Genomic DNA, 26,220 nt, shown 5'->3' with positions numbered 1-26,220 from the left:
GCCAGCCGGTCGAGCGTGGCCAGAGCCAGCGTATCGATGTCGGGTCCCTCGGACATGAGGGACATCCAACCACCCCGCTACGTCAGAAGCGGACGTAGGCGAGCGGGCGCACCGCGATTTTCTGCTTCCGCTCCCTTCTCCGCTCGTCGTGGCCGGGCTTGTCCCGGCCATCCAGAGACGCCGGGAATCGGATGGCGGCGCGGCGAGGCGTGGGGCGCCCCCCTCCGCCACCCGTGCTTCTGGCTCGCCGGGACAAGCCCGGCGATGACGAAGGGGTGGGGGATGACGAGGCGATGACGGGTGAACGGGCGTCGGGGAGGCCCTTTGGGGACAACCCGAGAGGTCGGGGAGGCAGGCGGCCGGGGGACCGGCCGCCCTACCCGTCAGAAATCGAAGTTCACACCGAAGTTGAACTGCCGGCCGTAGTAGGTGAGCAGCGTCGGGTCGGAACGGCCGCCCTGGTACTGGATCGTCGGTTCGTCGGTGAGGTTCTTGACGTTGAAGAACACGCTGTGCCGGTCGCGCACGCGGACCTTGACCGCGACGTCCCAGACGCTCGACTTCGCATTGTAGACGTCGAGCGCGGCGCGGGCGCCCACCGACTCCAGCCGCTTGGAGAGATAGTTGTAGGACAACCTGACACTCACCGGCCCCTGAACGTAGGACACCACACCGTTCAGGGTGTGACGCGGCGAGTTGACCAGGGGCAGGTCCTCGGTGCGGCCCGGATAGGCGCCCTCGGAGTCGAGCCAGGTGTAGTTGGCCTCGATCCCCAGGCCCGAGAACAGGCCCGGCAGGCTGGTGAACTGTTGCACCCAGGCCACCTCCACGCCGGTCACCTTCCCGCCCTCGCCGTTCTGCCGGGTCCGCTCGTCGACGCCATCGGCGGCAATGCGGCTGGAACTGAAGACGAAGTCGGAGATGTCCTTGTAGAACACGCCCGCCGAGACCAGGCCGACCGGGGGCAGGAAGTACTCGGCCGAGGCGTCGAGATTGAGCGATTCCGCCGGCTTCAGGTTGGGGTTGCCGATGATCCGCTGGTTCAGCTGGGCGTTCTCCTGCCGGGACGGCACGAGATCGCCCGGGGGTGGACGCGAGATCGACTGGGTGACGGCGCCCCGCAGGACCAGACGGTCGTCCATCGCCGTGTAGCGGACCTGCACGCCGGGCAGCACGTTCGTGTAGCTGTTGGAGTCGCTCACCCGGGTGATGGACTGGATGGCGCCGTTGTTGGTGACGACCGCGTTCGCCTCGCTCGACACCTTGGTGTGCTCGACGCGGGCGCCGGCGACGACCTGGAAGGCGTCGAGGTCGATCGTGCCCATCAGGTAGCCGGCATAGATGTCCTCGCCGATGGTGAAGTCGGCGTTGGCGCGGGTCTCCTCGGTGAACAGGCGGGCGGCGGCGGTCTGGGTGAAGGCGCCGGGGTTGGTCTGCTGAAGCTGGAGGTACTTCCGCCAGTCCGGCGTGAAGCCGACCAGGACGGCCCGCCCGTCGGACGCCTTCATGAAGTCGGGGCTGGACAGGGGCTCCAGGAGGTCGGCGACGGGCACGCCGACGAGACCGGTGTAGCGGACGGTCAGCGGCTGGGCCTGGGCGGCGTCCTTCAGGGTCACCCGGACGCCGCCCTTCATGCGGACCGGCACGGCGCCGGTGAACTCGCGGGCGAAGTTGGAATCGAAGGACCACTCCTTCTCGGTCCGCGGCACCTGATTGGTGTCGAACTGGCGGAACGCCAACCGGCTGGGGTCGGTGACATCGATGTTGTTGGTGATGGTGAAGACCGGGAAGTCGCGATCCGACCGGTCGTAGGCGAGGTTCACGCCGTTGAACGAGTTCACCAGTTGCAGCGTGACCGGATAGGTCTTGCGCGCCTTCGAGAAGGCGACGCGACCGTCCACCGTCCAGGCGCCGGCCCGATGCTCGGCGCCGCCGGAGTACATCTGGAAGACGTTCTTCGGCTCGCGGTAGAAGGCGATGGTGTCGATCCGCCCGCCGGTGGAGGTGGCGCCGTCCGGGGTGACATTGGCCAGGGTGGCCGCGTTCGGCCGATAGTCCGTGCCCTGGTGATTCAGGTCCCGGTAGTCGTAGTGATAGATGCCGCGCAGGAACGCGCGCGTACTGTCGGTGGGCCGGAAGTCGAACGTCAGGCCCGCGCCGATCTTGTCCTTGATCTCGGTGCGGTCGTAATAGAATGTCCGGTTGATCGTCTTCCGATCCTGGGCGTCGACGTCGTAGCCCGTCTGCATCACGTCGTAGCCGCGCTCGTCACGGAAGTAGTAAAGCGACCCGAGAAGACCGAACTGTCCGTCCGCGCCGAAGGTGTTCGAGACCGTGGCGCCCGCCTGGTAGTTCCAGTTGCCCCGCAGGTCGTTGTAGGTCCCGCCCGCCGCGCCTTCGATCACGAGGCCCCGACGGTCGAACGCCGATTTCGTCACCAGATTCACCGTGCCGCCGATAGCGTCGGCCGACATGTCGGCGGTCGGCGATTTGACCACCTCCACCCGCGCCAGCATGTTCGCCGGGAAGCTGTCGAGGGCGATGTCGCGGTTGCCGTCGACGTTGGTCATGCGCAGGCCGTCGACGGTGACGGTGTTGTACTGGGGCGCCAGGCCCCGGATGGTCGCTGTCCGCTGGACGCCGGCGCGGGTCTCGACCGAGACGCCGGGGAGCCGGACCAGGGCGTCGCCGATGTTGCCCTCGCGGATCTGGCCCAGGGCGTCGGCGGACACCACCGTCCGCAGGCTGGGCGCCTGGCGCTGGAGGTTGATGGCGCCGGCCTGGCCTTCGAGCCGGGCCACGACCAGGATCTCGTCGACGTTCACCGCCGCACTGGTCAGCCGGATGTTCTGGCGGGTGGGTGCGCCGGCGGCCACGGTGACGGGAATGCGCTGGGCGTCCAGGCCAGCGTAGGTGACGACGAGGATGTAGTCGCCCGGCCCGAGGTTGGCGATCACGAAGCCGCCGTCCTGGGCCGTGACCGATTCTCGACCGGCCTCGCCCACCCGCACGACGGCGCCCGCCAGCGCGTTGCCGCTGGCCGCGTTCGTGACGACGCCGACGAGGTCCTCGGCGAAGGCGGTGGCCGGAAGACAGGCGAGCGCGGTGCAGGCCAAAAGGCGCGCGATAAGGCGCGGGCGGGTCGTCTTGGGCATGTCGGATAGTCCCCCTGGTGAGGGGTCGCTCACTAAGAGGGCGTTGCGACGTTTGCGAAACGGTCGGATGAACCAATTGTGTCGCGAACCGGGTCGGCGCGCGCGGCCGTGGCCCTTGCCGAGGGCCGAAGTCGGCCATATTCATTAGATTTCTAATTATTTGGATGTCGGACGGAGAGACGCAGATGCTGGACGGCAAGGTCGCGCTCATCACCGGCGCCGCGCGTTGGTTGGGGCGGGGGTATGCGGAGACCTTCGCCGCCCAGGGCGCGGCGGTGATCGTCGCCGACATCGACGCGGCGGGCGCGCAGGCCGTGGCCCGGTCGATCCGCGACGGCGGCGGACAGGCCGTCGCCGTGGAGATGGACGTGTCGTCGGAGGCCTCGGTCGAGGCGGGCGTCGCCGAGGCGCGCAGGGCGTTTGGCGGGATCTCGGTGCTGGTGAACAACGCCGGGGGGCTGTTCGCGCCGACCCAGGCGGCGGAGACCTTCTCGGTCGAGCAGTGGACCCGGGCGATCTCGGTGAACCTGACGGGAAGCTGGCTCTGCGCCCGCGCGGTCATTCCCGAGATGAAGGCCGCCCGGCGGGGACGCATCATCAACGTGACCTCGACCACGCTGGACCACGGACTTCCCACCGAGATGGTCCCCTACATCTCGTCCAAGGGCGGCGTCGTGGGCCTGACCCGGTCGCTGGCGCGGGAGCTGGGGCCCTACGAGATCACGGTGAACGCCGTCGCGCCCGGCCTGATCCAGCCGCAGACGCGGAAGGACGGGAGCCCCCTGTCCGAAGAGAAGCTCCGGAGCATCTTCGACCTGGTGGTGGCCAACCAGTGCATCCCCCGGCGGGGCGAGGTGGCGGACCTGGCCGGGCCGGTGGCGTTCCTGGCCTCGGACGCGGCGCGCTTCATCACCGGACAGGTGCTGAACGTCGACGGGGGCTGGGCGCTGAAGTAGCCCGAGGCGTCCGAGCGGGAGGTCCGGGGGCCTACTTCCGGAAGTGGGCGTGGATGCGCTCGGCCAGGGCCTCGGAGACGCCGTCCACCTTGGCGAGGTCCTCGACGCTGGCGCGGGCGACGCCGCTGGCGCTGCCGAAGGCGTGCAGGAGGGCCCGCTTGCGGCCCGGACCGACGCCCTCGATCTCGTCGAGGGGATTCCGCTTCATGTCGGCCGCGCGCCGGGTGCGGTGGCTGCCGATGGCGAAGCGGTGGGCCTCGTCGCGCAGGCGCTGGAGGTAGTAGAGCACCGGGCTCTTGGGCTCGAGCATGAAGTAGGGCTTGCCCGGAATGTAGAAGCGCTCGAGCCCGGCGTCGCGGTCGGGGCCCTTGGCCACCCCCACCACGGGGATGTCGTCGACGCCGAGGTCGGCCATGATCTCCATCACCGCGGCCACCTGGCCCTGGCCGCCGTCGATCAGCACCAGATCGGGACGGACGACATCGGCCGCCCCCTCCTCCTCTTCCTTCACCAGGCGGCCGAAGCGGCGGCGCAGCACCTCCTTCATCATCCCGAAGTCGTCGCCGGGGGTGATGTCGGAGCCCTTGATGTTGAACTTGCGATACTGGGTCTTCTGAAAGCCCTCGGGGCCGGCCACGATCATGCCGCCGACGGCGTTGGTCCCCATGATGTGGCTGTTGTCGTAGACCTCGATCCGCTCGGGACTGGCCTCGAGGCCGAACGCTTCGCAGACCCCGGCCAACAGCCGGGTCTGGGCCGAGCCCTCGGCCATCTTGCGGCCCAGCGCCTCGCGGGCGTTGGTGAGGGCGTGCTGGACGAGCTGCTTCTTCTCCCCGCGCTGGGGCCGGGCGATCTCGACCCGGCGGCCGGATTTCTGCTGGAACGCCTCGGCGAGCAGCTCGCGCTCGGCCGGCTCGACGTTGACCAGGATCAGCTTCGGGATCGGCCGGTCGTCGTAGAACTGGCCCAGGAAGGCGCCCATGATGTCGGGATCTTCGTCCGTCCTGTCCACGCCCCCCTGCGGGATCTTGGGAAAATAGGCGCGGTTGCCCCAGTTCTGGCCGGCGCGGAAGAAGAAGACCTGGACGCAGGCCTGGCCGCCCTCGGCATGGAGGGCGAAGACGTCGGCCTCCTCCAGGCTCTCGGGATTGATCTGGGTCTCCTGGGCGACGCTGGCCAGGGCGCGGATGCGGTCGCGGAGGGCGGCGGCGCGCTCGAACTCCATGTCGTCGGAGGCGGCCTGCATCTGCTCGGACATGCGCTGCATGACGAGGCGCGACCGGCCGCGGAGGAAGTCGCCGGCCTGCTCCACCAGGGCGTTGTAGTCGTCGAGGGCGATGAGGCCGGTGCAGGGGGCGGCGCAGCGCTTGATCTGGTGCAGCATGCAGGGGCGCGTGCGGCTCTCGTAGACGCTGTCCGAGCACGAGCGCAGCAGGAACGCCTTCTGGAGGGTGTTGAGCGTGCGGTTGACCGCCCCGGCGCTGGCGAAGGGGCCGAAGTAGTCGCCGCGGATGGTGTGGGCGCCGCGATGCTTGCGGAGCTGGGCGGCCGGGTGCTCGCGGCGGATGACGATCTCGGGGAACGACTTGTCGTCGCGCAGCAGGACGTTGAAGCGCGGCTTGAGCTGCTTGATGAGGTTGATCTCGAGCAGCAGGGCGTCGGTCTCGGTGCGGGTGACGACGAACTCCATCGCCCGCGTGGCGTCGACCATGTGGGCGATGCGCTGGGTGTGGAAACGGCCCTGGGCGTACTGGACCACGCGCTTCTTCAGGCTGCGCGCCTTGCCGACATAGAGCACCTCGCCGTCCTCGCCGACCATGCGGTAGACGCCCGGCCGATCGGGCAGGCGACGGACCTCGTCCTTGATCAGGGCGGCGCCCTTCAGGGCGGCGGGCGCTTCGGGGGAATCCGGCATCGGGCGGAATATAGGCGAGTCCGGCGCGGCTTTCCCGTGCGGTCGCGGGAACGGCCGCAATCGCCAAGCGTTGCCGCTGGAGAAACACGGATACCCCAATGCGCGTGGACGACGCCGACGCGGCAGAGAACGATGACGTTCCACGCTCCGCCATAGATTTCCGAAGCCTCTTCGTCGCCCTGCCCAGCCCCTACATGGTGGTGGATCAGCGGCTGCGGATGGTGGAAGCGAACGCAGCCTATTGCGCCGTGGTCGAGCGGCCGCGCGAGGCGATGATCGGCCAGCCGCTCTTCGATCTCTTTCCGGAGCCGGGCGAGAACGGGGTGCGCCTGCGGGAGTCGCTCCAGCGGGTTCTCGACACCGGACGGAGCGACACCCTGGCCCTGCTGCCCTATCCCATCGCCCGGCCCGAAAGCCGCGGCGGCGGGATGGAGATGCGCTACTGGACGGTGGTGCATACGCCGCTGACCGACGCGGCGGGGCGCACCCGGTTCATCGTGCAGAACACCGTGGACGTCACCGAACTGGCGCGGCTGAAGGACATGGCCTTCGGGCTGTCGGAGCCGGAGCCGGGCGAGAAGGACATCCTGCAGCGGGTGATGGAGTTGGAGGCCGCGCACCGGGTGCTGCTGGGGGAGACCCAGGACCTGAGGGCGCTGTTCATGCAGGCGCCGGGGTTCATGGCGCTGCTGCAGGGCCCGGACCTGAAGTTCGTCCTGGCCAACCATGCCTACATGCAGCTGGTCGGCGACCGGCCGATCATCGGCCTGACCGTGGACGACGCCCTGCCCGAGCTGCGCGATCAGGGCTTCACCGAACTGTTGCAAGGGGTGATGGAGAGCCGCCGCCCCTATATCGGGCGGGCCATGCCCGCGCGCCTGCAGCGGACCTCGGACGGGACGCTGGAGGAACGTTTCGTGGACTTCGTCTACCAGCCCGTGCTGGGCGACGACGGCGACGTGAAGGGCGTGTTCGTGGAAGGCAGCGACATCACCGACCGGGTGCTGGCCGAACGCCAGCAGAAGCTGCTGATCGACGAGTTGAACCACCGGGTGAAGAACACCCTGGCGACCGTGCAGGCCATCGCGCGCCAGACCGCGCGCGCCACGCCGGACCCCGCCGCGTTCCCGGCGGCGTTCGAAGCGCGCCTGCTGGCGCTGTCGAACACGCACAACCTGCTGACGGCGGCCCGCTGGGAGAGCGCCGGCCTGGCCGATGTCCTGCGCTCGGAACTGGCCCCGTATGGCGAGGGACGCTTCCGACTGGCGGGGCGGGCGGTGGCGCTCTCGCCGGCCGAGGCGGTGGCGCTGGGGCTGGTGTTCCACGAACTGGCGACCAACGCCGCCAAGCACGGCGCCCTGAGCACGCCCGAGGGGCGGGTCGAAGCGACCTGGACCGTGGCCCACTCCCGCCTCGACCTGACCTGGCGCGAGCACGGCGGACCCAAGCCGACAGCCGCGCCACGACACGGCTTCGGCTGGCGGCTGATCGAGCGCAGCCTGGCCGGCCAGCTCGGCGGACGCGCCGTCCTGTCGCTGGCGGCGGACGGGCTGACCTGTCGCATCGCACTGCCGCTCCAAGGGGGTTGACCCGGCCCCGGGGGTGGGCCGGATAGCAGGGCCGGTCAGCAATCCGCGAGGTGGTTCATGTCGGCATCCGACCTCTTTCTCCTCCCGGCCGGAGCTGCGCGCCGGCTTGGCGTCTCTCAGAAGGCGCTGCGGATCTATGAGGAACATGGCCTCATCTCACCGGGACGGACGCCGGCAGGCTGGCGCGCCTATGGGCCGGACGAGATGCAGCGCGCCGGCGAGATCGCGGCCTTGCGCGGTCTGGGGTTCAGCCTGGCTCAGGTACGGCGGGCGTTGCTCGGCGACACGGCAGGCCTGGAACCGGCCCTGGCGACGCATCAGGCGCGACTGGAGGCCGAACTGGGCGCTGTCTCCCATCGGGTGAGCAAGGTGCGCGCCTTGCGCGAGGCGCTGGCGGACGGCCGGGCGCCGACGATCTCGGACCTGACGCGTCTGGCTAGCCAGGAGGCCGGGCCGGTCTGCACATTCGACCTGCCCTGGCCCTGGGGCGGCGAGCGGTTCGAACTTCGCCAAAGCGCACCTCTGACATGGATCACGGGCCCACTGGGCAGCGGCAAGACGCGCCTTGCCCGCGCCATCGCCGAACACATTCCGGGTGGCGTGTTCCTGCCGATGGAGCGGCGGGCCGCCCCTACGGCAGTCGACACTCCCGAACTCGCGGCCCGGCGCGATGCGGCCAAAGCCTGGCTGATCGAAGACGGGGCCACCGACAGCGCCGCGCTTTCCGAGTTGCTGGGCGCGCTGGAGGACCATGCTCCTGCCGCGCTTGTAGTCGATATGATCGAACATGGGCTCGACGAGGCGACGGAGCGGGCCGTGGCCGCGCACTTGCGGCGCCGCGAGCCTGGGGCGCCGGCGCTGTTTCTCATGACCCGCTCGTCGGCGATGCTGGACCTGGAGGCGACCGCAATGGACGAAGCGATCCTTTACTGCCCCGCCAACCACAGCCCGCCGATCATGGTGACGCCGCGTCCTGGCGCATCGGGCTACGACGCGGTGGCCGGCTGCCTGGCCCCGCCGGCGGTCCGGACGCGAACGGCCGGCATGGTCGCGTGGCGTCCAAATCTCCCGGCGCAGGCCGGCTAGACCTTGACCGCCCCTGAGGCCAGGCGGTCGAAGACGGCCTTGGTGAGCTTGATGTAGCCCTTCTTGGGATCGCGGAAATACAGGGGCCCCTTGATCCGGGCCGGATCGTAGCCCTCCTCCACCAGGTCGACCTTGCGGAGCTTGAAGGTGCCGGTGGTGTCCATGCGGGGCAGCAGGCGGACGAACAGGGGCTGGGCGTAGGGCGGCAGCTCCTGGGCCACGTGATCGCCGAAGGCCTTGGCGTCGAAGGCGCCGTCCATCACCAGGGCCGCCATGCCGGCGCGGCCGTCGGCGCCCTCGACCTCGACGCCATAGACGTTGGCTTCCTCGATCCCCTGGAAGGCGGAGAGGCGTTCGGCCACCTCGCCGGTGGACACGTTCTCGCCCTTCCAGCGGAAGGTGTCGCCGATACGGTCCACGAAATAGAAGTAGCCCTCGGCGTCCATCTTCATCAGGTCGCCGGTGGCGAACCAGGCGTCGCCGCGCGCCAGCACGTTCTGGATGATCTTCTTCTCGGAGGCGGCGCGGTCGAGATAACCGGTGAACTCGGTGCGGGCGTCGCCGGCGATCTTGCCGACGCACTGGCCCACCTGCCCCGGCCCGCATTCGATGCAGAGACCGTCGGTCCCACGGATCACGCTCTCGGTCTCGACGTCGTACTGGACGAGCCGGATGTTGACCTTGCCGCGCATCCACTTGGGCACGCGGCCGATGGCCCCTTCCTTGCCGTCGAAGTTGAACAGGCTGACGTTGCCCTCTGTGGAGCCGTAGAATTCCAGGATGTCGGGGATGCGGAAGCGCTGCTTCAGCTTCGGCCAGACGTCGGGGCGCAGGCCGTTGCCGAACGCCAGCCTGATCTTGTGGCGGGTCTCGTCCTCGTCGGGCTCGTGATTGATCAGGTAGCGGCACAGCTCGCCGATGTAGACGAACATGGTGCAGCCCTCGGCGACGATATCCTTCCAGAAGTGGGTGGCCGAGAACTTCCGCCGCAGGACCACCGAACCGCCGTTGAGCAGGGCGGCGCCCAGGGCGCAGAGGCCGCCGGTGGCGTGATAGAGCGGCAGGGCGACGTAGATGCGGTCCTTCGCCGTCGCCCCCGTCGCCCCGGCGAAGCCGCGCATGTAGAGCTGGGCTCGCATGTGGGTGATGCGGGCCGCCTTGGGCAGGCCCGTCGTCCCGGACGTGTAGATGAGCAGCGCCGTGTCGGACGCCGTCATGTCCTCGCGCACAGAACGGTCGGGCGGAAGCTGGCTGCAACTCTTGAGCGCCTGGACCAGGTCCCGCTGGTCGCCTTGGGCGGGACCGAGAACCCATTGCTGCATCGGTCGTTCGAGGCCGTCCTTGGCCTGCTCGAAGACGGGCGACGTCTCGGGATCGACGACGACGTGGGACGCGCCCGAGATGTTGAGGCAGTGGGCCAGCGGCTGGCCGGCGAGCTGGTTGTTGATGAGCGCGGTGACCACGCCGACCTTGCTGAGGCCGTACCAGACGGGGAAATACTCCAGCCGGTTGGGCATGAAGAGCGCCACCGTCTGGCCGCGCCGCAGACCCAGCCCCTTGGCCCAGTGGGCGTAGCGGTTGGCCATGGCGTCCATCTCGCCATAGGTGAGCGTGCGCCCCTCGAACGTCAGGGCCCGCTCGTTCCGCCAGCGATCGACGGCGGCCTGGAGGTCGTCGCAGAGCAGGTCGCCGCTGTCGCGGGCGATGGACTTCACCCGCTTCAGCGTCCGATTGAGCCCCTGCCAGAATCGCCAGTCGCGTTTGAGCCTGGCCTTGAACCGCATCCGCACCTCCCGTCGGACCGCCAGCTTGGCGAGCGCCGGTCAGGGCGGTCAAGCGGCGCCGTGGACTTGATGGAGTCCCGGCGTCGTCGGGCGACCCCCGCCAGCAGAGGGCGGCGAGCAGGGCCGCAATTGTGGCGGCGCGACGGCGGCTTTCCGACTGGTTTTCGGCCGCCACAGCCAAGCAGTCTTATGTATTTATCTCATAATTCCAGGGCGAGAGATCCTGAATTCGCGCATTCCGGAACCTAGTTGGAGTAACTCCGTTTGAATTTCCCGACACAGTCCTGGAGGGATAATCATGTCGATGGAATATACCCGCCCCAGCGGCGCGAATTCAGTGACCGAAAGCGAAGGCGTGATGTTCGCGGCCCAGCCGGTCTGGGACCGTAACCGCAAGCGCCGCCCCGGCCTCGGCCGCAAAACCGCGGCGCCGATGGCCGCCGAGGCTTCGGCTTACGAACCGGCGGATGCGCCCCCCCGCGCCCGGAAGACGGGCCAACGCACCTCCGTCGCGCCGGTCGCGCTGACCGCCGGTGTCGCCGGCCTCGTGGCCCTGGGCGCCGCCGGCTGGTTCATCACCCGGGACGCCGGGGTTCCCGAGATCGCGCCCGGCGACACCGCCGCGCTGGAAGTGGCCACCGCGCCCATCGCGCCCGCCCCGCTGCCTCCGATGGCCCCGGCCGCGGCCGATGTCGCGGCGCCTGTCGCCGGCCCCGGGGCGGCGCCCCCGACGGTGAACGATCCGGTTCCCGCGCGATCGGCCCCCGTCGCGCGCACGCGCCCCGCGGCGCCGGCCGCGGCTCCCAGCGTGAACGAAAGCGGGCTGGACGCCTCGGCGTCGTCCGCGCTGCCGGACGGCCCGCAGCCCTATACGACGCTGAACCCGGACTCGGTGGCCGCGCCGCCCCCGGTCGAAAACGCGGCGCCGGTCGAGAGCGCCGCCCCGCCGATGCCGACGCCCATCCAGGCCGAGCCGGTTCCCCAACCCGTCAACCCGGTCAGTCCGGCCGAGACCACCCCGTCGCCGGACATCACGCCTCCGCTTTGATGCGGAACTGACCGGGACAGGGACGGCGCCCCCGCACGGGGGCGCCGTTTCGCTTGCACGGCCTCAGGCTCCCGGAATGTCGACGAGTTCGATCTCGAACAGCAGCGTGCTGCCCGGCGGGATCGGATCGCGGCTGCGTTCCCCATAGGCGAGGGGCGCGGGGATCACGAACGCCCAGACCTCGCCCACGCGCATCATGGGCACGCCTTCCTGCCAGCCCCGGATGAGTTGCGGCAGCGGGAAGGTCGCCGGCTGGCCGCGCCGGCGCGAGGAGTCGAACTCGCGCCCGTCGATGAAGCGGCCGACGTAGTGGATCGTCACCGTGGCGCCGGGCGCGGGCCGCGGCGCGTCGGCCCCGGCGGCCTTGAGGCGGCGGTATTGTAGGCCCGACCCGGTGACGCGCCATCCCCGGCGGGCCGCGCTCCAGGCCTCGTACGCGCGCTGGCCCTGGACCCACTGTTCCTGCGGGGTCCCGGAGTAGGTCACGGGCGGCGAGGCCGGCGTGACGGCGCAGGCCCCGGCCGCGAGCGCGGCGAGCCCACCGAGGACGGGACGGATCGGCTTGGGAATCATGACGGGTCCGAAGTTGTCTGCACGCCGGTGGTAGCGCCCTCCCCGCCGGCTGTCCCGGATTGCTTCCGACGCCGGCGCCTACATGTCGTCCAGGCCCCGCGCCTCGGCCCCCGGCATGTCGGACGGAGCCGTCACCACGGCCTCCAGCCGGCAATCCAGCCCGTCGGGCGCGAAGACCATGACCGCCTTGCCCCGGAGATCGCCGGCCAGGGCGCGTTCGATGAGCCGCGAACCGAACCCCCGCCGGGTCGGCGGCGTCACCGGCGGCCCGCCCCGTTCGCGCCAGCGGAGGTCGAGACGCGCCGGCTCGCCATCCACACGCCAGGTGATCTCGACCCGCCCGCCCTCGCGCGCGAGGGCGCCGTATTTGACGGCGTTGGTGGCCAGTTCGTGGAACACCAGGGCCATCGTGAGGGCCGCGCCCGGCGTGAGCCAGACGTCCGGTCCCTCGGCCGAGACCACGCCCGACGCCTGGCCGAACGGGGTCAGCGCCCGTTCGGCCACCTCGCGCAGGTCGGCGCCGTGCCATTTCTCGCGCGTCAGCACCGCATGGACTTCGGACAGACCCATCAGCCGGGCCTCGAACTTGCCGTAGGCCGCGGTCGGATCGGGCTCGACGCGCAGCGTCTGGGCGGCCATCGACTGGACGGTGGCCAGGGTGTTCTTCACGCGATGGTTCAGCTCGTTGATCATCAGCCTGAGCTGGTCCTGATAGCGCTGCTGCGCCGCCTGGGCCTGCTTGCGGGCGCCGATGTCGGCGATGACCGAGACGAAATAGTCCGGGGTGTCGTCCGGGGTCCGCACGAGGGAGACCGTGAGTTCGACCCACACCGGCTCGCCCGCCGCATCGACGTAGCGCTTCTCCATGCTGAAGGAGCGGGTCTCGCCCGCCAGGAGAGCCTCGGCGAGGTCGAGGTCGGCGTCGAGGTCGTCGGGATGGGTGATGTCGTGGAACCTGAGCCCCATCAGGCTCGCGCGCGGGCGGCGGCAGATCTCGCAGAAGCGATCGTTCACCTCCAGGAAGGTTCCGTCGGGCGCCACCAGGGCCACGCCCATCGCCGCCTGGTCGAACACGGCGCGATAGCGCGCCTCGGCCGCCTCGATCCGGCGCTGGGCCTCGACCCGCGCGTTCGCCGCCTCGGTGTAGAGGATGAGGCCCCCGACGGCGCCCGAGGGATCGCGCCAGGGCGCGGCGAGCCAGCGGATCCGTTGGGCGCCGCCGCCCGCCGGCTCGTACAGGTCGGCCTCGTGACGCACCTCCACGCCCTGGTGGATGACGCGGGCGTGGAGGTCGCGCCACTTCCGGGGAATGTCGGGGAACAGGTCGTAGTGGGCGCGTCCCGCGATGGGGAGGTCCGGCGGCAGGCCCTGGTCGGTGAGATACTGGCTGGAGGCCGCCAGGTAGCGCATGTCGCGGTCGAAGATCGCGATGCCCAGCGGCGCCTGGGTCAATGCGGTCAGCACCGCATCGGACACCCCCGTCCCGCCGCGCGAAGGCTCGCTGTCATGCCCGCCCACAATCTGTCCACGCATGCCCGTTTGAGAGCAAAGTTATCCCGCTCTCGCGGGAAGACGGCAAGGGTGACCTTACGGCCGCCAGGATTTGCGGGGAAGTTCGCCGGGAGCAATGGGGCGTCGGCTGACCGGGCGCCCGGTCTGGGGGGCTGGGGGGCTGTTCAGGATCCGGACCGGATGCGGGCCAGCCGACGCATGCAGTAGGCGCGCCGCCTGTGTTCGCGGAAGGTCGGGAATGGGGCCTTTTCGGGGCGTGGCGTCGCCGCAACATCCTGAGGTGAAACCATCGCCTCACGGGCGTGCGGACTTGTCCACAGCCCGCTTTTGGAGGAAGAGGTTGGCCAACGGCGGCGGATGCAAGTCCCCGTCGGGGCGTGGGGCCCCCGCAGCGCTTCCGGACCTTCGGGTCCGTGCGGATCTGAAGAAGCGGCAGAGGCGACCCGAAAGGGTCGCCTTTCTTGCTTGAGGCTCCTGGCTTGCTTGAGTCTCCTGGCTTGCTCGAATCCCCCGGCTTGCTCGAGTCCCCTGGCTTGCTTGCGGGCCCTCCCCGGCCGCCCGTCCTTTCACGCAAATCTGGTCGCTTCCTGCATTCGGGCCTTGGCATCCTGCGCGCGGACGGCCATCAGCGATGGCTGACATCGTAAAATCAGGGGACGCCCATATGGCCGGAATTCCGCAATCGGGACTGCAACTGCGCTCGCTCGTCACGCCGGAAGGCGTGCTGGAGCTTCGGCTCGCCGACACGCCCGTCGATCCGCCGAAGGCCGACGAGGTTCTGGTCCGCGTGGAGGCGTCCCCGCTCAACCCCTCGGACCTGGGCCTGCTGCTGGGGCCGGCCGATCTCTCCACCCTGGCGCAGAAGGACGGCGTGACCACCGCCAAGGTGCCGCAACACTTCCTGAAGGCGCTCGCGGCGCGCGTGGGCCATTCGATGCCGGTGGGCAACGAGGGCGCCGGCGAGGTGATCGCCGCCGGCTCGGACCCGGCCGCCCAGGCGCTGGTGGGCAAGCGCGTGGCCCTGCTGGGCGGGGCGCTCTACGCCCAGTACCGGACCGTAAGGGCGGCCGACGTCCTGCCGCTGCCCGAGGGCGCGACCTCGGCGGACGGGGCGTCGTGCTTCGTCAATCCGCTGACGGCGCTGAGCATGGTCGAGACCATGCGGATGGAGAACCACACCGCCCTGGTCCACACCGCGGCGGCGTCGAACCTGGGCCAGATGCTGAACCGGATCTGCCTGAAGGACGGCGTGTCGCTGGTGAACGTCGTGCGCAGCGCCGAGCAGGCGAAGATTCTGACGGACGCCGGCGCGAAGCACGTGGTCGACTCCACCTCGCCGAACTTCCAGGACGAACTGACCGCGGCGATCGCCGAGACCGGGGCGACGTTGGCCTTCGACGCCATCGGCGGCGGCAAGCTGGCCAGCCAGATCCTCTCGGCGATGGAGGTGGCGGCCAGCGCCAAGGCCGACGCCTACAGCCGCTATGGCTCCAACACCTACAAGCAGGTGTACATCTACGGCTCGCTGGATGTCCGTCCCACGGAGCTGGCCCGCAACTACGGCCTCACCTGGGGCCTGGGGGGCTGGCTGCTGACGCCGTTCCTGGCCAAGCTCGGCGCAGCGGGGACGCAGCGCCTGCGCCAGCGGGTGGCCGACGAACTGAAGACCACGTTCGCCAGCCACTACACGGCCGAGATCAGCCTGGCCGAGGTGCTGAAGCCGGAGGTGATCCGCGCCTATCAGGCCAAGAGCACCGGTTCGAAGTACCTGATCGTCCCGACCAAGGGCCTCTGAGGCCGGCGGAAAAAGAAACGGCCGGACGGTCAAGGGTTCCGTCCGGCCGAGTGTGTTGGCGGGGAAGCTGTTCCGGAATGACATTCCGTCGCGGCTTCGGCGTCCCGCGCTGCAAGGGCCGCGCCAGCCCGGGTGGCCCGAAGCGGCACGCTGAAGCTGCGGGACGTCAGCGCGGCTGGAGGCGGGCGGCCTGGTCCAGGTCGATGACCGCGTCGGCGGCGCGCAGCACGGCCTCGATGTCGTCGTGGAGCTGGGTCAGCGCCTCGCGCCCGGCGGCCGGCTTGCGGTAGCTGGGCGGCTCGAACAGGTTGCGCCCGTGGGTCGCGGCCAGGGCCATGATCAGCCGGTTGTCCTGGATCAGCGCCGCCGGCGCGCCGAACCGGCCCGATTCCGCCAACGCCATGAACCGCGCCATGAACGCCGGCGTCAGCAGGGCGCGGGCCGAGATCTGGTCCGAGGCGTAGACCTCGTAGGCCTTCTCGAAGACCGGGTCCTCCAGACGAACCGGCTGGCACGGGCCGCCCCGCATGCGCTCCGCCAAGTTGCCGAACATGCCCTTGTCGGGCACCACGACCGTCGTCCCCGAGAGGCCGCGCGGCAGGGTGACGGCGGCGGCCAGGCCGTTGAAGACCGTGCGCCGGTTCTTGCCCGAGCCGCGGATCAGCTTCAGCTCGATGATCGACAGCGGCAGGCCGCGATACTCGCCGTGGATCTCGTCCTCGGCGTGGGCGGAATCCCAGTCGGGGAACAGGCGGTGGCGACGGTACTCGTCCAGCGGCGGCTGGGCGTGGCGCCAGGTGAGCGCCCCGAAGTCGGCGGCGATCTTCGGCAGCACGCGCGCTTTGTAGAGCCGGCGATAGGCCTCTGAGAGGGCCCAGGCGGCCCAGGCGTAGCCGGCCAGCACGGCGCCGCCCATGAACAGGATCAGGTCGAAGACGTCCGGAGGGTCGTCACCCGTCTGCCCCAGCACCCAGAGCGCGATGACGCCCACAACGCAGACGGGGATGCGCCAGAGCGCGCCGGCGTGGATCTGCTGCTTCGTGCGCTCGCGCACCTCTTCCAGTTCGGCCAGGACCTGGGCCAGTTCGCCCTCGGCCAGGAAGAGCTGCGGCGGGCCGGCGGCGGGGCGGTTCGCACGCCGGAGTGTGAACAGCACGCCCCAGGCGCCGGCGGCGGCGATCAGCAGCGCCATGAAGCCGCCGCCGAACAGGCCCGACACCCAGCCTTCCCATCCCGGCTGCTGACGCACCGCCCCGAAGAGGATCGCCGCCCAGGCCAGCGCCGCCACGAGGAGGACGAGGGCCAGCGCGCGTGCGGCCCCCCCGGGCGGCCGGGCGTTCACAGGTGGTCGGCGGCGTTGACCGCGCCGCGATGCTCGGCGGGGGCCTCGAAGAAGGGCGGAAGCTGGCCCACGCCGGCCAAGGCCGCCACGAGCTGGCCCGGGAAGATCTGGCAGGCGTTGCGCAGGTCGGTGACCGAGGCGTTGTAGAAGCGGCGGGCGGCGGCGACGTTGGTCTCGACCTCCTGGTAGGTCGCCTGGGCGCGGACCATCACCGCATCGCTCTTCAGCTCGGGATAGCCCTCGGCCACGGCGAACAGGCGGCCGAGGCCGGCGGAGAGCTGGTTCTCGGCGGCGAACTTCTCGGCGATGGCGGCGGGATCGGTGGCCCCGATCCGCTCCTGGCCGGTGGTGCGCAGGCGGGCGATGTCGGCCAGCAGGCCCTGCTCGTGGGCCAGGAACCGCTTGGCGATGGCCAGGATGTTGGGGATCAGCTCGTGGCGCTGGGAGAGCTGGACGTCGATGCCCGAGAGGGCCTCGGCCACCTTGTTCCGGCGGGTGACGATGGTGGCGTACCAGACGTACAGCGCGACGACGACGACGCCGATCGCGATCAACACCACAAGGTTCATCCGGAAGCCCTCCACGCCCTGGGTCCCATTTGGCGGACTTGCGTGACCCGCGGTCAAGCACGTCCAATCCGGGAAACACCTGCGGAAGCAGATACGGGCGGAAGCAGATACGGGGGATACGGCCATGCGGATTGACCTCCTCTCGCCCGGCAGCTTCGACGGCGGCCAGCCGCACGGACAGTTCGGCTGGCTGCGCGAGCATGCGCCGGTGCGCTGGCACGAGGAGCCGGACGGGGCCGGCCGGCGGGGGTTCTGGGCCGTGACCCGCCACGCCGACGTCTGGGCCGTGGATCGCGATTTCCAGACCTTTTCCTCGGAGCCCACCATCATGATCCAGGACCCGGCGTCCGAGGCGGCGGCGTTCGGGCCCCACAAGATGATGCTGATGATGGATCCGCCCGAGCACACGGCGTTCCGCAAGCTCATCCGCAGCGAGTTCACCGAGCCGGCGGCGCGGCTGCGGCAGGCGCGCATCCAGGCGTTGGCGACGCAGATCGTGGACGCGGTGATCGACCGCTCGACCGGCGGCCGGGGCGAATGCGACTTCGTCGATCAGGTGGCGGGCGAGATGCCTTCGTTCGTCATCGCCGAGCTGATGGGCCTGCCGCTGGAGGACGGGCGCGAGCTCTACAAGCTGACCGAGATCATCCACACCGCCCCCGAGGCGCTGCCGCCCGGCGCCGGCGCCCAGGCGGTGATGAAGATGTTCGAGTACGGCGGCCGGGTGATCGCCGAGAAGCGGGCGCGGCCGGGGGACGACCTGGCGTCCCGGCTGCTGGCCTGCGAGGTGGACGGGCGCCGGCTGGAGGACATGGAGTTCCTGCTGTTCTTCCTGCTGCTGGTGGACGCGGGCGGGGATACGACCCGCAACCTGCTGTCGGGCGGGCTGCTGGCCCTGATGGAGAACCCGGACGAGTACGCCTGGCTGATGGCCGACCTGGACGCCCGCCTGCCGACCGCGCGCGAGGAACTCCTCCGCTGGGCCAGCCCGGTGATCTACATGCGCCGGACCGCGAAGCGAGACACCGAGCTGGGCGGCCAGACGATCCGCGAGGGCGACAAGGTGGTGATGTACTTCGGCGCCGCCAACCGCGATCCCGCGGTGTTCGCGCATCCCGAGACGCTGGACCTGTCGCGGACGGAGAACCCGCATATCGCCTTCGGAACCGGGCCGCACGGCTGCCTTGGCCAGCACATCGCCCGCATCGAGATCGACGCCATGCTGCGCGAGGTGCTGACGCGGATGAGGGACTTCGAGCGGGCCGCGCCGGTGGAATGGCTGCCGTCGAACTTCATCTCGGGGCCGAAGGCGATGCCGGTGCGGTTCCGCGTGGCCTGAGCCCCGCGATCCGGCCACGGACCGCATGAGCGTAGCCGCGAAGAGCGCGGCGTCGGGCCCGGCGACGCCGTGAAGCGGCGAGCGCCTTTTCGAAGACCACGGACCATCATCGACCATCACGGACAGGGCGCCGGGAACCGTCCGTGATGGTCGGTGATGGTCGGTGATGGTCCGTGGTTCCCTGTCAGAGCCTCCGCTCGTGCGGAGGCTCGGGGACGGCCCACCCGCTCGCGCTCTTCGTGCGGGTCCGAGGCGGAATCCCAAACCGGACCCGCACCTGCTTCGCGACGCCCCATTGACGACACGCTCGCGGCGTTGGCTCTGGAGTCATGGCGCTCCGATTCCTCTTCGCGATTCTCCTCCTGCTGGCCGCGCCCGCGGCGGCGCTGGCGCAGTACGGGCCGGGCGTGCCGCCGGTGCTGGAAAAGGCGCGCACGGCGATGGGCGGTTCGGCCGCCTGGGCCGGCGTGCGCGGTTTCCATGAGACCGGAACCGAGGGGGGCCTGGCCTACCAGCGCTGGATCGACACGCTCCGGTACGGCGAGCGCACCGAGGTGGGCGCAGGCCCGCAGCGGTTCATGCAGGGCTACAACGGTTACGGCGCCTGGTGGCAGCCGTTCGGCAGGGCGCGGCCGCCGGGCTCGGACGCCGAACTGATGGCCCGCGCGCGCTCCGAGGCGTTCTTCGGCGCCTATGGCTACCTCTTCCCCGGACGCTTCGACTTCCGCAGCACCTATCTGGGCGTGCGGCCCGCCGGCGGGAAGTCGTTCGACGTGGTGCGGGTGCACCCCGAAGCGGGCGCCCCGCGCGAGATCTGGTTCGACCGCGCCACCGGCCTGCCGGGCCGCATGGTCGAGGGCCGAGGCGCCGAAACCCTGACGCTGGAGTTCGGGGATTATCGCCGGGTCGGCCGCCTGATGCTGCCGTTCCTGGTGACGATCACGGGCGACGGCCGCGCACGGCCGGTCGAGCGCCGGCTGGAGAAGATCGAACTCATCACGCCGGACCGGGCGCTGTTCAGCCTGCCACGCTGATCCGGCTCAGACCTCCAGGCGCCAGACCTCGCCGTCCTTCACCACATGGCCCGCGCAGGGCGCCGCGAAGTGGGTGCCGATGACCAGGGTGTCGGTCCCCTCCAGCGCCGCATAGACCCGCCGTCGGGTGGCGGTGGACGCCTGCGGGTCGTAATCGACCTGGGCCGCCCACTCCGGCCGGGCGAACTGGCAGGGATGGTGGGTGAAGTCGCCGGTGATCAGCGCCGTCTCGCCCCCGGATCGGATGCGGATCGAGACATGCCCCGGCGTGTGGCCCAGCGTGGGCTCCAGCGAGACCTCGGGGCAGACGACATGGTCGGTCTCCACGAGGTCCACGAGGCCGGCGTCCCAGACCGGCTTCACGCTGTCGTGGAAATAGGAGGTGGACAGGTCCTCCACTCCCGCCTCTTCGGCGGCCCAGTGCTCGTACTCGGCGCGGCCGATCAGGTAGCGGGCGTTGGGGAAGGTCGGGACCCAGGCGCCGTCCACCCGCATGGTGTTCCAGCCCACGTGATCCACGTGCAGGTGGGTGCAGAGCACCGTGTCGATGCTGTCGCGGGCGAAGCCGGCGGCTTCGAGGTCTTGCAGGAAGGTGGTCTGGAGATGGCTCCACGGCCCCATTTCGCGCGATTTGTCGTTGCCGATGCAGGTGTCGACGATGATCCGCCGGCCCGGCGCCTCGACCACCAGGGCGTGGATGCTCATCTTCAGCTTGCCGCCCGGTTCGGCGAAGTGCGGGACCAGCCACGGGATGTCCTGCACCGCCTCGTAGGTCGCCTGGGGCAGCAGGAAGCGCGTGCCGCCCGTGGTCTCCATCTCGACGATCCGCGTGATCGTGACCTCGCCCACCCGCCACTTCAGCATCGCCCTCTCCTCCCGTTTGGCCGGGAGTGTGCCACGTCCTAGCGCCGGGCCGCGAGCGCCTTGGCGACCACGGGGGCCAGACGGGCGGCGATGATGGCGGCGCCGCGGGCGTTGGGGTGGATGCCGTCGGCCTGGTTGAGCGCCGGCCGACGGGCCACGCCGTCGAGGAGGTTCGGATACAGGGTCACCCCATGCGCGCGGGCCACGGCCGGAAAGACCGCATTGAAGTCGCGGGCGTAGCCGCCGCCGATCTGGGCCGGCGCATCGATCCCGACCAGCACCACGCCGAAGCCCCGACCCTTGAGCTTCCTGACGATGCCGTCGAGGTTGGCGCGGGTGCGACGGGGGTCCAGGCCCTGGAGCAGGTCATTGGCGCCCAGGGCGACGACGGCGACGTCGGTGTCCTTGCGCACGCTGAAATCCACGCGGGCGAGACCGCCGGCCGTGGTGTCGCCCGACACGCCCGCGCCCCTGACGAGGACGTTCGCGCCCAGCCGCGCGAGGGCGGCCTGGAGCTGGGCCGGCAGGGCGGCCTGGGCCGGCAGGCCGTAGCCGGCCGTGATCGAGTCTCCCAGCAGCGTGACGATGCGCGGGCCCGGGGCGCCGCGCGGGCCGGGCTGACGCGGCGCCGGCTGCGCCAGAACCGGCCCGGCGGCGAGAAAGAGCGGAACCGCGAAAAGCGCGCGGCGGCTGGGTCTTGGCTCGGCCATGATCGTCCTATGTAAGAGAAGCCCGATACGCACAACGTTCCCGCAAGCCCCGACCCGAGGACCGCCTTGACCGACACGCCGCCGCTCGTCCTCGACGACGTGAGCCTGACCCTGCCGTCCGCGGCGGGGCCGGTGGAGATCCTGCGCGGACTGTCCCTGACTCTTGCGCACGGCGAACGTATGGCGCTGGTGGGGCCTTCGGGATCGGGCAAGAGCTCGCTGATCGCCGTGGCCGCCGGCCTGGAGCGCCCGACGGCGGGGACGGTGCGCCTGTTCGGCCAGGACCTGGGTCGGCTGGACGAGGATGGCCGCGCCCGCCTGCGCCGCGGGCGGGTGGGCCTGGTCTTCCAGTCGTTCCACCTCCTGCCCAACATGACCGCCGAGGAGAACGTGGCCGCGCCGATGGAGATCTCCCGCCGGCAGGGCGCCATGACCGAGGCGCGCGCGTGGCTGGACCGCGTGGGACTGGGCGGGCGGCGACGGCACTATCCGCACCAGCTTTCCGGCGGCGAGCAGCAACGCGTCGCCCTGGCCCGCGCGCTGGCGCCCAGCCCGGCCCTGATCTTCGCCGACGAACCCACGGGCAACCTGGATTCGAAGAACGCCCGCCACGTGGCCGACCTGCTGTTCGAGCTGGTCGAGCACACCGGCGCCGCGCTGCTGCTGGTCACGCACGACCCCACCCTGGCCCACCGGGCGCAGCGGGTGGTCACGCTTCGCGACGGACGGCCCGAGGCCGCCGCGGAGGCCGCGTGATCCCGTTGTGGATGCGGTTCGCCGGCCGGGAGCTGCGCAGCGGCGTCAAGGGCTTCCGCATCTTCCTGGCCTGCCTGGCGCTGGGCGTCGCCGCCATCGCCGCCGCCAGCTCGACCGCCGAGGCGTTCCGGCAGGGACTGGCCACCGAGGCGCGGCAGATCCTGGGCGGCGACCTGTCGGTGTCACGCGGGCAGACCCGCTTCACCCCAGCGGAGCGCGCGCTCTTCGACCGCCTGGGCCGGGTGAGCGTGGCCGTCGCCGTGCAGGCGATGAGCGAGGCGCCGACCGGCGAGCGCCGACTGGTGGAGTTCCGCGGCGTCGATGCGGTCTATCCGCTGGCCGGCGCGGTGACGATCGAAGGCGCGCCGTCGCTGGACGCCGCGCTGGCCAGGCAGGGCGCGGCGGTGTGGGGCGCGGCGGTGGAAGAGTCGCTGCTGGAGCGACTGAACCTGAAGCTCGGCGACCGCTTCCTGGTGGGCAACGTCACCTTGCAGGCGACCGCGATCCTCAAGGCGGAGCCGGACCGGCTCGCGCGCGGCTTCGCCCTGGGACCGCGCGTGCTGGCGCAGACCGGCGCGCTGGAGTCGGGCGGCTTCCTGACGGCGGGCCTGCCGTTCGCCCAGACGGCGCGGATCGCGCTGGCGCCCGGCGTCTCGCTGGCCGAGGCCAAGGCCGAGATCGGCAAGGCGATGAAGGGCGTCTACCGCGTGCGCGACCGCAACGACGCCGCACCGGGCGTCAGCCGGATGATCGACCAGCTCGAATACTTCCTGGGTTTCATCGGCCTGGCGTCCCTGGTGGCCGGCGGGCTCGGGGTGTTCGGCGCGGTCAGCGCCTATGTGGACGGACGCAAGCCCGCCATCGCGACCCTGAAGGCCCTGGGCGCCGACAGCGCCCTGATCCGCAACATGTACCTGGCCCAGATCGGCCTCCTGGCGCTGGCCGGCGTGGCCATCGGCCTCGTCGTCGGCGCCGCCACGCCGCTATTGCTGGGCGCCGCGATCCAGGCGCAGCTTCCGGTCCCGGCCCTGTTCGCCGTCTATCCCGCCCCGCTCCTGAAGGCCGCCGCGTTCGGCCTGCTTTCGGCGGCCGCCTTCGCGCTGGCGCCCCTGGCGCGGGCGCGGACCACGCCGCCGGCCAGCCTGTTCCGCAGCGACCTGTCGGGCCGCCTGCGACCGGGACCCGAGCTGATCGCCGCCGGCCTGGCCGCAGCCGGGCTGGGGGCGCTGGCGGTCGTGACCGCGCCCACCCCGTTCGCCGCCGGCGTGATGATCGGCGGCGTGGCGGCGGCCTTCCTCGTCCTCTGGGCCTTCGGCTGGACCGCGGCGGCCCTGGCGGGACGACTGAGGGGCGGCGCGCGGGGCGCGATGCGCATCGCGCTGGCCAATCTGGCCGGCCCGCGCTCGGCCGCCCGGACGGCGGCGCCGGCCATCGGCCTGGGCGTGGCCCTGCTGGCGGCCGTGGTCCTGATCCAGTCCAGCCTGCTGGCCCAGATCTCCAGCATCGCGCCCCAGACGGCGCCGGCCCTGGTCTTCACCCAGATCCCCGGCGAACGCGCGGCCGCCTTCGACGCCGAATTCGCCCGCGCCTACGGCCGCCGGCCGACCGCCGACACCTATCTGCGCGCACCCTACTTCACCGGCCGGATCATCGCCGTGCGCGGCGAGCCCGTCACGCCCGAGCGCGTGCCGGCGAACGTCCGCTGGGCCTACGACAACGACGTGACCCTCTCGGCCATCGGCCCCGAACCGCCGAACGCGAACATCCTGAGCGGGCGCTGGTGGCCGGCGGACCACGACGGCGTTCCCCTGCTGGCGATGTCGAAGGAGCCCGCGCGCGGCATGAACCTGAAGGTGGGCGACAAGGTCACCCTCTCGGTCCTGGGCGCCGAGATCGAGACCACCCTGGCCGTGATCCGCGACGTGGATTTCGGGAGTTTCGGCGCCAGCTTCCCCCTCATCGTCACGCCGACCGCGCTGGAGGGCGCCGCGCCGCGACACGTGGCGATCGCCAAGGCCAGCCGCGACGAGGAGCAGCGGATCGTCCGCGCCCTGGGCCGGAGCTTCCCGGAGGTGAACGTGATCTCGGTCCGCGAGCAGCTCGAGGCGGCGACCGAGCTGTTCGATCAGGTGGCCCTGGCGGTCCGGGGCGCGGCGGCCGTGGCGTTGTTGGCGGCCCTGCTGGTGCTGGCCGGGACCATAGCGGCGCGGGCGCAGGAGCGGACGCGGGAGGCGGCGATCCTGAAGGTGCTGGGCGCCTCGCGGACCCAGGTGCTGGCGGCCTATGTCCTGGAATACGGCCTGGTGGGCCTCGTCGCGGGCGCGGCGGGCGTGGCGCTGGGCTATGCGGCCGCCTGGCCGGTCGTGACCCAGGTGTTCGAGGCGACCTGGAGCGTGGACTGGGGCGGCGTGGCGGCGCTGCTGGCGGGCGCGGCCGCCCTGGCGGGCGCCGGCGGCCTGCTGGCCTCGTTCCAGGCGCTGTCGAAGCGCCCGGCCGCCGCCCTGCGCGGCGCATAGGCGCCGCAGGGGAATTCCGCTCGCCCAGCGGGCGCGCGGCATGGCGCAGGACTGCGGCCACGGTGTAGCCTGGGAGGGTTCCGCATCGCCGGATGAAAAGATCGCCGCCGTGCCGCACGCTCAGGACGATGGATTCCTGGATCTGCTCTACGCCGCCGCCGTGGAGCCGGGCCTGTGGCCGTGCGCCATGGAGCAGTTCGCCGACCTGCTCGGGGGCTCGGGCGCCTGGCTCTCGCGGCTGAGTGTCGCCGACGGTTCGGGCGAAGGCGTGCTGGCGCGGATCGATCCCGACATGGCCACGCTCTACGCCGAACACTATGCGGGCATAAACCCGTTCTCGAACGCGCCGGACCCGGACGCCTTCATGGCGGCCTGGACGCCGACCATCCTTACGGACGAGGCCTGGATGCCCAAGGCCGACCTGGCGCAGCGGGAATACTACAATGATTTCATGCGCCCGCAGGACATCCATTCGTTCATGATCGTCCGCCTGGCCGCGCACGGCTTCGACGTCAGCTCCCTGACCGTCAATCGCCCGCGGGGACGCGAACCCTTCGGCCACACCGAGCTGGCGCAGGCGCAACGGCTGCACGGCCATCTGCGCCGGGCCTTCCGCATGACCGAGCGGCTGGCGTCGAGCGGGCTCGCGGAGGATGACCTGGAGCACGCCGTGGCCGGGGCGGCCGTGTTCCTGCTGGACGGAGATGGCCGGCTTCAACGCATGACCCCTGCCGCCGAGGCCTTGCTGGCGAACCGAGACGACCTGTCGGTCGCCAGCGGGCGCCTGACCGCCACAGGGGACCATTCGGAGCGGCTGGAGGGCCTGATCACCGCCGCCGCCGCGCGCGACCCGACGGCGCGGCGCGACGGAAGCCTGATGCTGTCCGGAACCGAGGGGCGACCACCCCTGTCGGTCGAGATAATCCGGGGGCGTTCGGAGCGGCTGGCGGTCTTCCGTCAGCAGCCGGCGGTGATCGTCACCTGCGCCGAAGCGGGGGCCGGCGACGACCCGCGTCTGACCTCGCGGGAGCGGGACGCCCTCACCTGGGTGGCCGAAGGCAAGTCCGACTGGGAGATCGGCGTCATCCTGGGCCTGTCTGAAACCACCGTGCGCTTCCACGTGGACAACGCCCGCCGCAAACTGGGCGCCGTGAACCGCATCCACGCCGTCGCCAAGCTGCTCGCCGCCGGTGGCGCGCGGCGATAACAGGCGCCCGGCCGCCCCGTCGCCGCACCGTCGCCGCACCGCTGCGCAACCGTGTCGCATCGCGCGGTCGGCAACCTTTTGGCATTCGCCCTGCGCGAGGATGGCGTGGGATATCGTCCCCTTTTCCGGAGTGCGCGCATGAACGTCCGTTTCACAAACCAGGACCTGGCCGAGTGGAGCTCGGCGGCGCTGGTCTTCGTGTCGGGCGCAATGACGGGCCATTTCGCGGCGGTCGGCATGACGCCCGTGCAGATGGCGGGCGCGGCCGCGGCGGTGCTGGGCTCGGTGGCGGCGGCGGTGGCCGTGCGCGTGTGGCCCGCGCGCGTGGGCGCAGAAGCCGAAGAGTGAGCGGCCGATGATCTGAAACCGGGAGGATGGTTTCGGTTCGAGGCGGGGTCGGACGCCGCCCCGGCATCCCGGATGACACGGGACCGGAAGCCGCGGCGGCGCCGACGGGCGAGCGGATCCCG

20 protein-coding genes are annotated in these 26,220 nt (G+C 70.9%); 11 read left to right on the top strand and 9 right to left on the bottom strand.

Annotation, left to right across the window (positions count from 1 at the left end; all coding sequences use genetic code 11):
* Window positions 1-383: 383 nt before the first annotated feature.
* Window positions 384-3,155: a TonB-dependent receptor gene (locus ABS78_RS16945; protein WP_293381963.1), complete on the bottom strand. Its 2,772-nt coding sequence runs from the start codon at window positions 3,153-3,155 to the stop codon at window positions 384-386.
* A 185-nt stretch (window positions 3,156-3,340) separates the two neighbouring features.
* Here ABS78_RS16945 and ABS78_RS16940 point away from each other — a divergent pair, with 185 nt between their 5' ends.
* On the top strand, window positions 3,341-4,111 hold the full coding sequence (locus ABS78_RS16940; RefSeq protein WP_293381960.1) for an SDR family NAD(P)-dependent oxidoreductase: 771 nt from the start codon (window positions 3,341-3,343) through the stop codon (window positions 4,109-4,111).
* Window positions 4,112-4,142: 31 nt separating this feature from the next.
* On the opposite strand, the gene uvrC is transcribed toward ABS78_RS16940, so the two are convergent.
* Complete coding sequence (uvrC, locus tag ABS78_RS16935) at window positions 4,143-6,026, bottom strand: excinuclease ABC subunit UvrC (protein WP_293381957.1); 1,884 nt, start codon at window positions 6,024-6,026, stop codon at window positions 4,143-4,145.
* A 98-nt stretch (window positions 6,027-6,124) separates the two neighbouring features.
* Between uvrC and ABS78_RS16930 the strand changes: the two genes are divergently transcribed.
* Window positions 6,125-7,615 carry a PAS domain-containing protein gene (locus ABS78_RS16930; protein WP_293381954.1) on the top strand — a complete coding sequence of 497 codons (1,491 nt, stop codon included), beginning with the start codon at window positions 6,125-6,127 and terminating at the stop codon, window positions 7,613-7,615.
* Between the two features lie 57 nt (window positions 7,616-7,672).
* Complete coding sequence (locus tag ABS78_RS16925; protein WP_293381951.1) at window positions 7,673-8,701, top strand: MerR family transcriptional regulator; 1,029 nt, start codon at window positions 7,673-7,675, stop codon at window positions 8,699-8,701.
* On the opposite strand, the gene ABS78_RS16920 is transcribed toward ABS78_RS16925, so the two are convergent.
* Window positions 8,698-10,485, bottom strand: coding sequence for a long-chain-acyl-CoA synthetase (locus ABS78_RS16920; RefSeq protein ID WP_293381948.1), 1,788 nt, complete (start codon window positions 10,483-10,485; stop codon window positions 8,698-8,700). The genes ABS78_RS16925 and ABS78_RS16920 overlap by 4 nt on opposite strands.
* Before the next feature lie 298 nt (window positions 10,486-10,783).
* Between ABS78_RS16920 and ABS78_RS16915 the strand changes: the two genes are divergently transcribed.
* Window positions 10,784-11,533: a hypothetical protein gene (locus tag ABS78_RS16915; RefSeq protein ID WP_293381945.1), complete on the top strand. Its 750-nt coding sequence runs from the start codon at window positions 10,784-10,786 to the stop codon at window positions 11,531-11,533.
* 63 nt (window positions 11,534-11,596) lie between these two features.
* On the opposite strand, the gene ABS78_RS16910 is transcribed toward ABS78_RS16915, so the two are convergent.
* Window positions 11,597-12,106 carry an FKBP-type peptidyl-prolyl cis-trans isomerase gene (locus ABS78_RS16910; RefSeq protein ID WP_293381942.1) on the bottom strand — a complete coding sequence of 170 codons (510 nt, stop codon included), beginning with the start codon at window positions 12,104-12,106 and terminating at the stop codon, window positions 11,597-11,599.
* 78 nt (window positions 12,107-12,184) lie between these two features.
* Entirely contained in the window at window positions 12,185-13,639 is a 1,455-nt protein-coding gene (locus tag ABS78_RS16905; protein WP_293381939.1) for an HWE histidine kinase domain-containing protein, read from the bottom strand.
* Window positions 13,640-14,282: 643 nt separating this feature from the next.
* On the opposite strand from ABS78_RS16905, the gene ABS78_RS16900 reads away from it, so the two are divergent.
* The gene (locus ABS78_RS16900; RefSeq protein WP_293381937.1) at window positions 14,283-15,413 is read left to right on the top strand and encodes a zinc-binding dehydrogenase; all 1,131 of its coding nucleotides are present in this window, start codon (window positions 14,283-14,285) and stop codon (window positions 15,411-15,413) included.
* Between the two features lie 166 nt (window positions 15,414-15,579).
* Here ABS78_RS16900 and ABS78_RS16895 read toward each other — a convergent pair whose 3' ends face one another.
* Window positions 15,580-16,755 (bottom strand): DUF3137 domain-containing protein, encoded by a 1,176-nt coding sequence (locus ABS78_RS16895; RefSeq protein WP_293381933.1) that lies wholly within the window; start codon window positions 16,753-16,755, stop codon window positions 15,580-15,582.
* A complete protein-coding gene (locus ABS78_RS16890; protein ID WP_293381930.1) occupies window positions 16,752-17,324 on the bottom strand; it encodes a LemA family protein in 573 nt (190 codons plus the stop codon). The genes ABS78_RS16895 and ABS78_RS16890 overlap by 4 nt, the downstream gene beginning before the upstream one ends.
* Window positions 17,325-17,448: 124 nt before the next feature.
* On the opposite strand from ABS78_RS16890, the gene ABS78_RS16885 reads away from it, so the two are divergent.
* Together ABS78_RS16885 and ABS78_RS16880 are read left to right on the top strand one after the other, a co-directional pair.
* Window positions 17,449-18,663 carry a cytochrome P450 gene (locus ABS78_RS16885; RefSeq protein ID WP_293381927.1) on the top strand — a complete coding sequence of 405 codons (1,215 nt, stop codon included), beginning with the start codon at window positions 17,449-17,451 and terminating at the stop codon, window positions 18,661-18,663.
* Between the two features lie 329 nt (window positions 18,664-18,992).
* On the top strand, window positions 18,993-19,697 hold the full coding sequence (locus ABS78_RS16880; RefSeq protein WP_293381924.1) for a hypothetical protein: 705 nt from the start codon (window positions 18,993-18,995) through the stop codon (window positions 19,695-19,697).
* 6 nt (window positions 19,698-19,703) lie between these two features.
* On the opposite strand, the gene ABS78_RS16875 is transcribed toward ABS78_RS16880, so the two are convergent.
* Both ABS78_RS16875 and ABS78_RS16870 read right to left on the bottom strand, forming a co-directional pair.
* Window positions 19,704-20,561, bottom strand: coding sequence for an MBL fold metallo-hydrolase (locus ABS78_RS16875; protein ID WP_293381921.1), 858 nt, complete (start codon window positions 20,559-20,561; stop codon window positions 19,704-19,706).
* A 38-nt stretch (window positions 20,562-20,599) separates the two neighbouring features.
* A complete protein-coding gene (locus tag ABS78_RS16870) occupies window positions 20,600-21,271 on the bottom strand; it encodes a GDSL-type esterase/lipase family protein (protein WP_293381918.1) in 672 nt (223 codons plus the stop codon).
* Between the two features lie 66 nt (window positions 21,272-21,337).
* On the opposite strand from ABS78_RS16870, the gene ABS78_RS16865 reads away from it, so the two are divergent.
* The 4 genes from ABS78_RS16865 (at window position 21,338) to ABS78_RS16850 (ending at window position 26,098) form a co-directional block, all read left to right on the top strand.
* Window positions 21,338-22,027, top strand: coding sequence for an ATP-binding cassette domain-containing protein (locus tag ABS78_RS16865; RefSeq protein ID WP_293381915.1), 690 nt, complete (start codon window positions 21,338-21,340; stop codon window positions 22,025-22,027).
* The gene (locus tag ABS78_RS16860; RefSeq protein ID WP_293381912.1) at window positions 22,024-24,543 is read left to right on the top strand and encodes an FtsX-like permease family protein; all 2,520 of its coding nucleotides are present in this window, start codon (window positions 22,024-22,026) and stop codon (window positions 24,541-24,543) included. Before ABS78_RS16865 ends, ABS78_RS16860 begins: the two co-directional genes overlap by 4 nt.
* A gap of 40 nt (window positions 24,544-24,583) precedes the next feature.
* A complete protein-coding gene (locus ABS78_RS16855) occupies window positions 24,584-25,750 on the top strand; it encodes a LuxR C-terminal-related transcriptional regulator (RefSeq protein ID WP_293381909.1) in 1,167 nt (388 codons plus the stop codon).
* A 138-nt stretch (window positions 25,751-25,888) separates the two neighbouring features.
* Window positions 25,889-26,098: a hypothetical protein gene (locus tag ABS78_RS16850; RefSeq protein ID WP_293381906.1), complete on the top strand. Its 210-nt coding sequence runs from the start codon at window positions 25,889-25,891 to the stop codon at window positions 26,096-26,098.
* The last annotated feature ends 122 nt before the right edge of the window (window positions 26,099-26,220 follow it).

The sequence above is a fragment of the Phenylobacterium sp. SCN 70-31 genome, assembly GCF_001724605.1.
Classification (GTDB): domain Bacteria; phylum Pseudomonadota; class Alphaproteobacteria; order Caulobacterales; family Caulobacteraceae; genus Phenylobacterium.
Note: the sequence above shows the minus strand (reverse complement) of the source record. Positions and strands in the feature narration are given on the sequence as shown.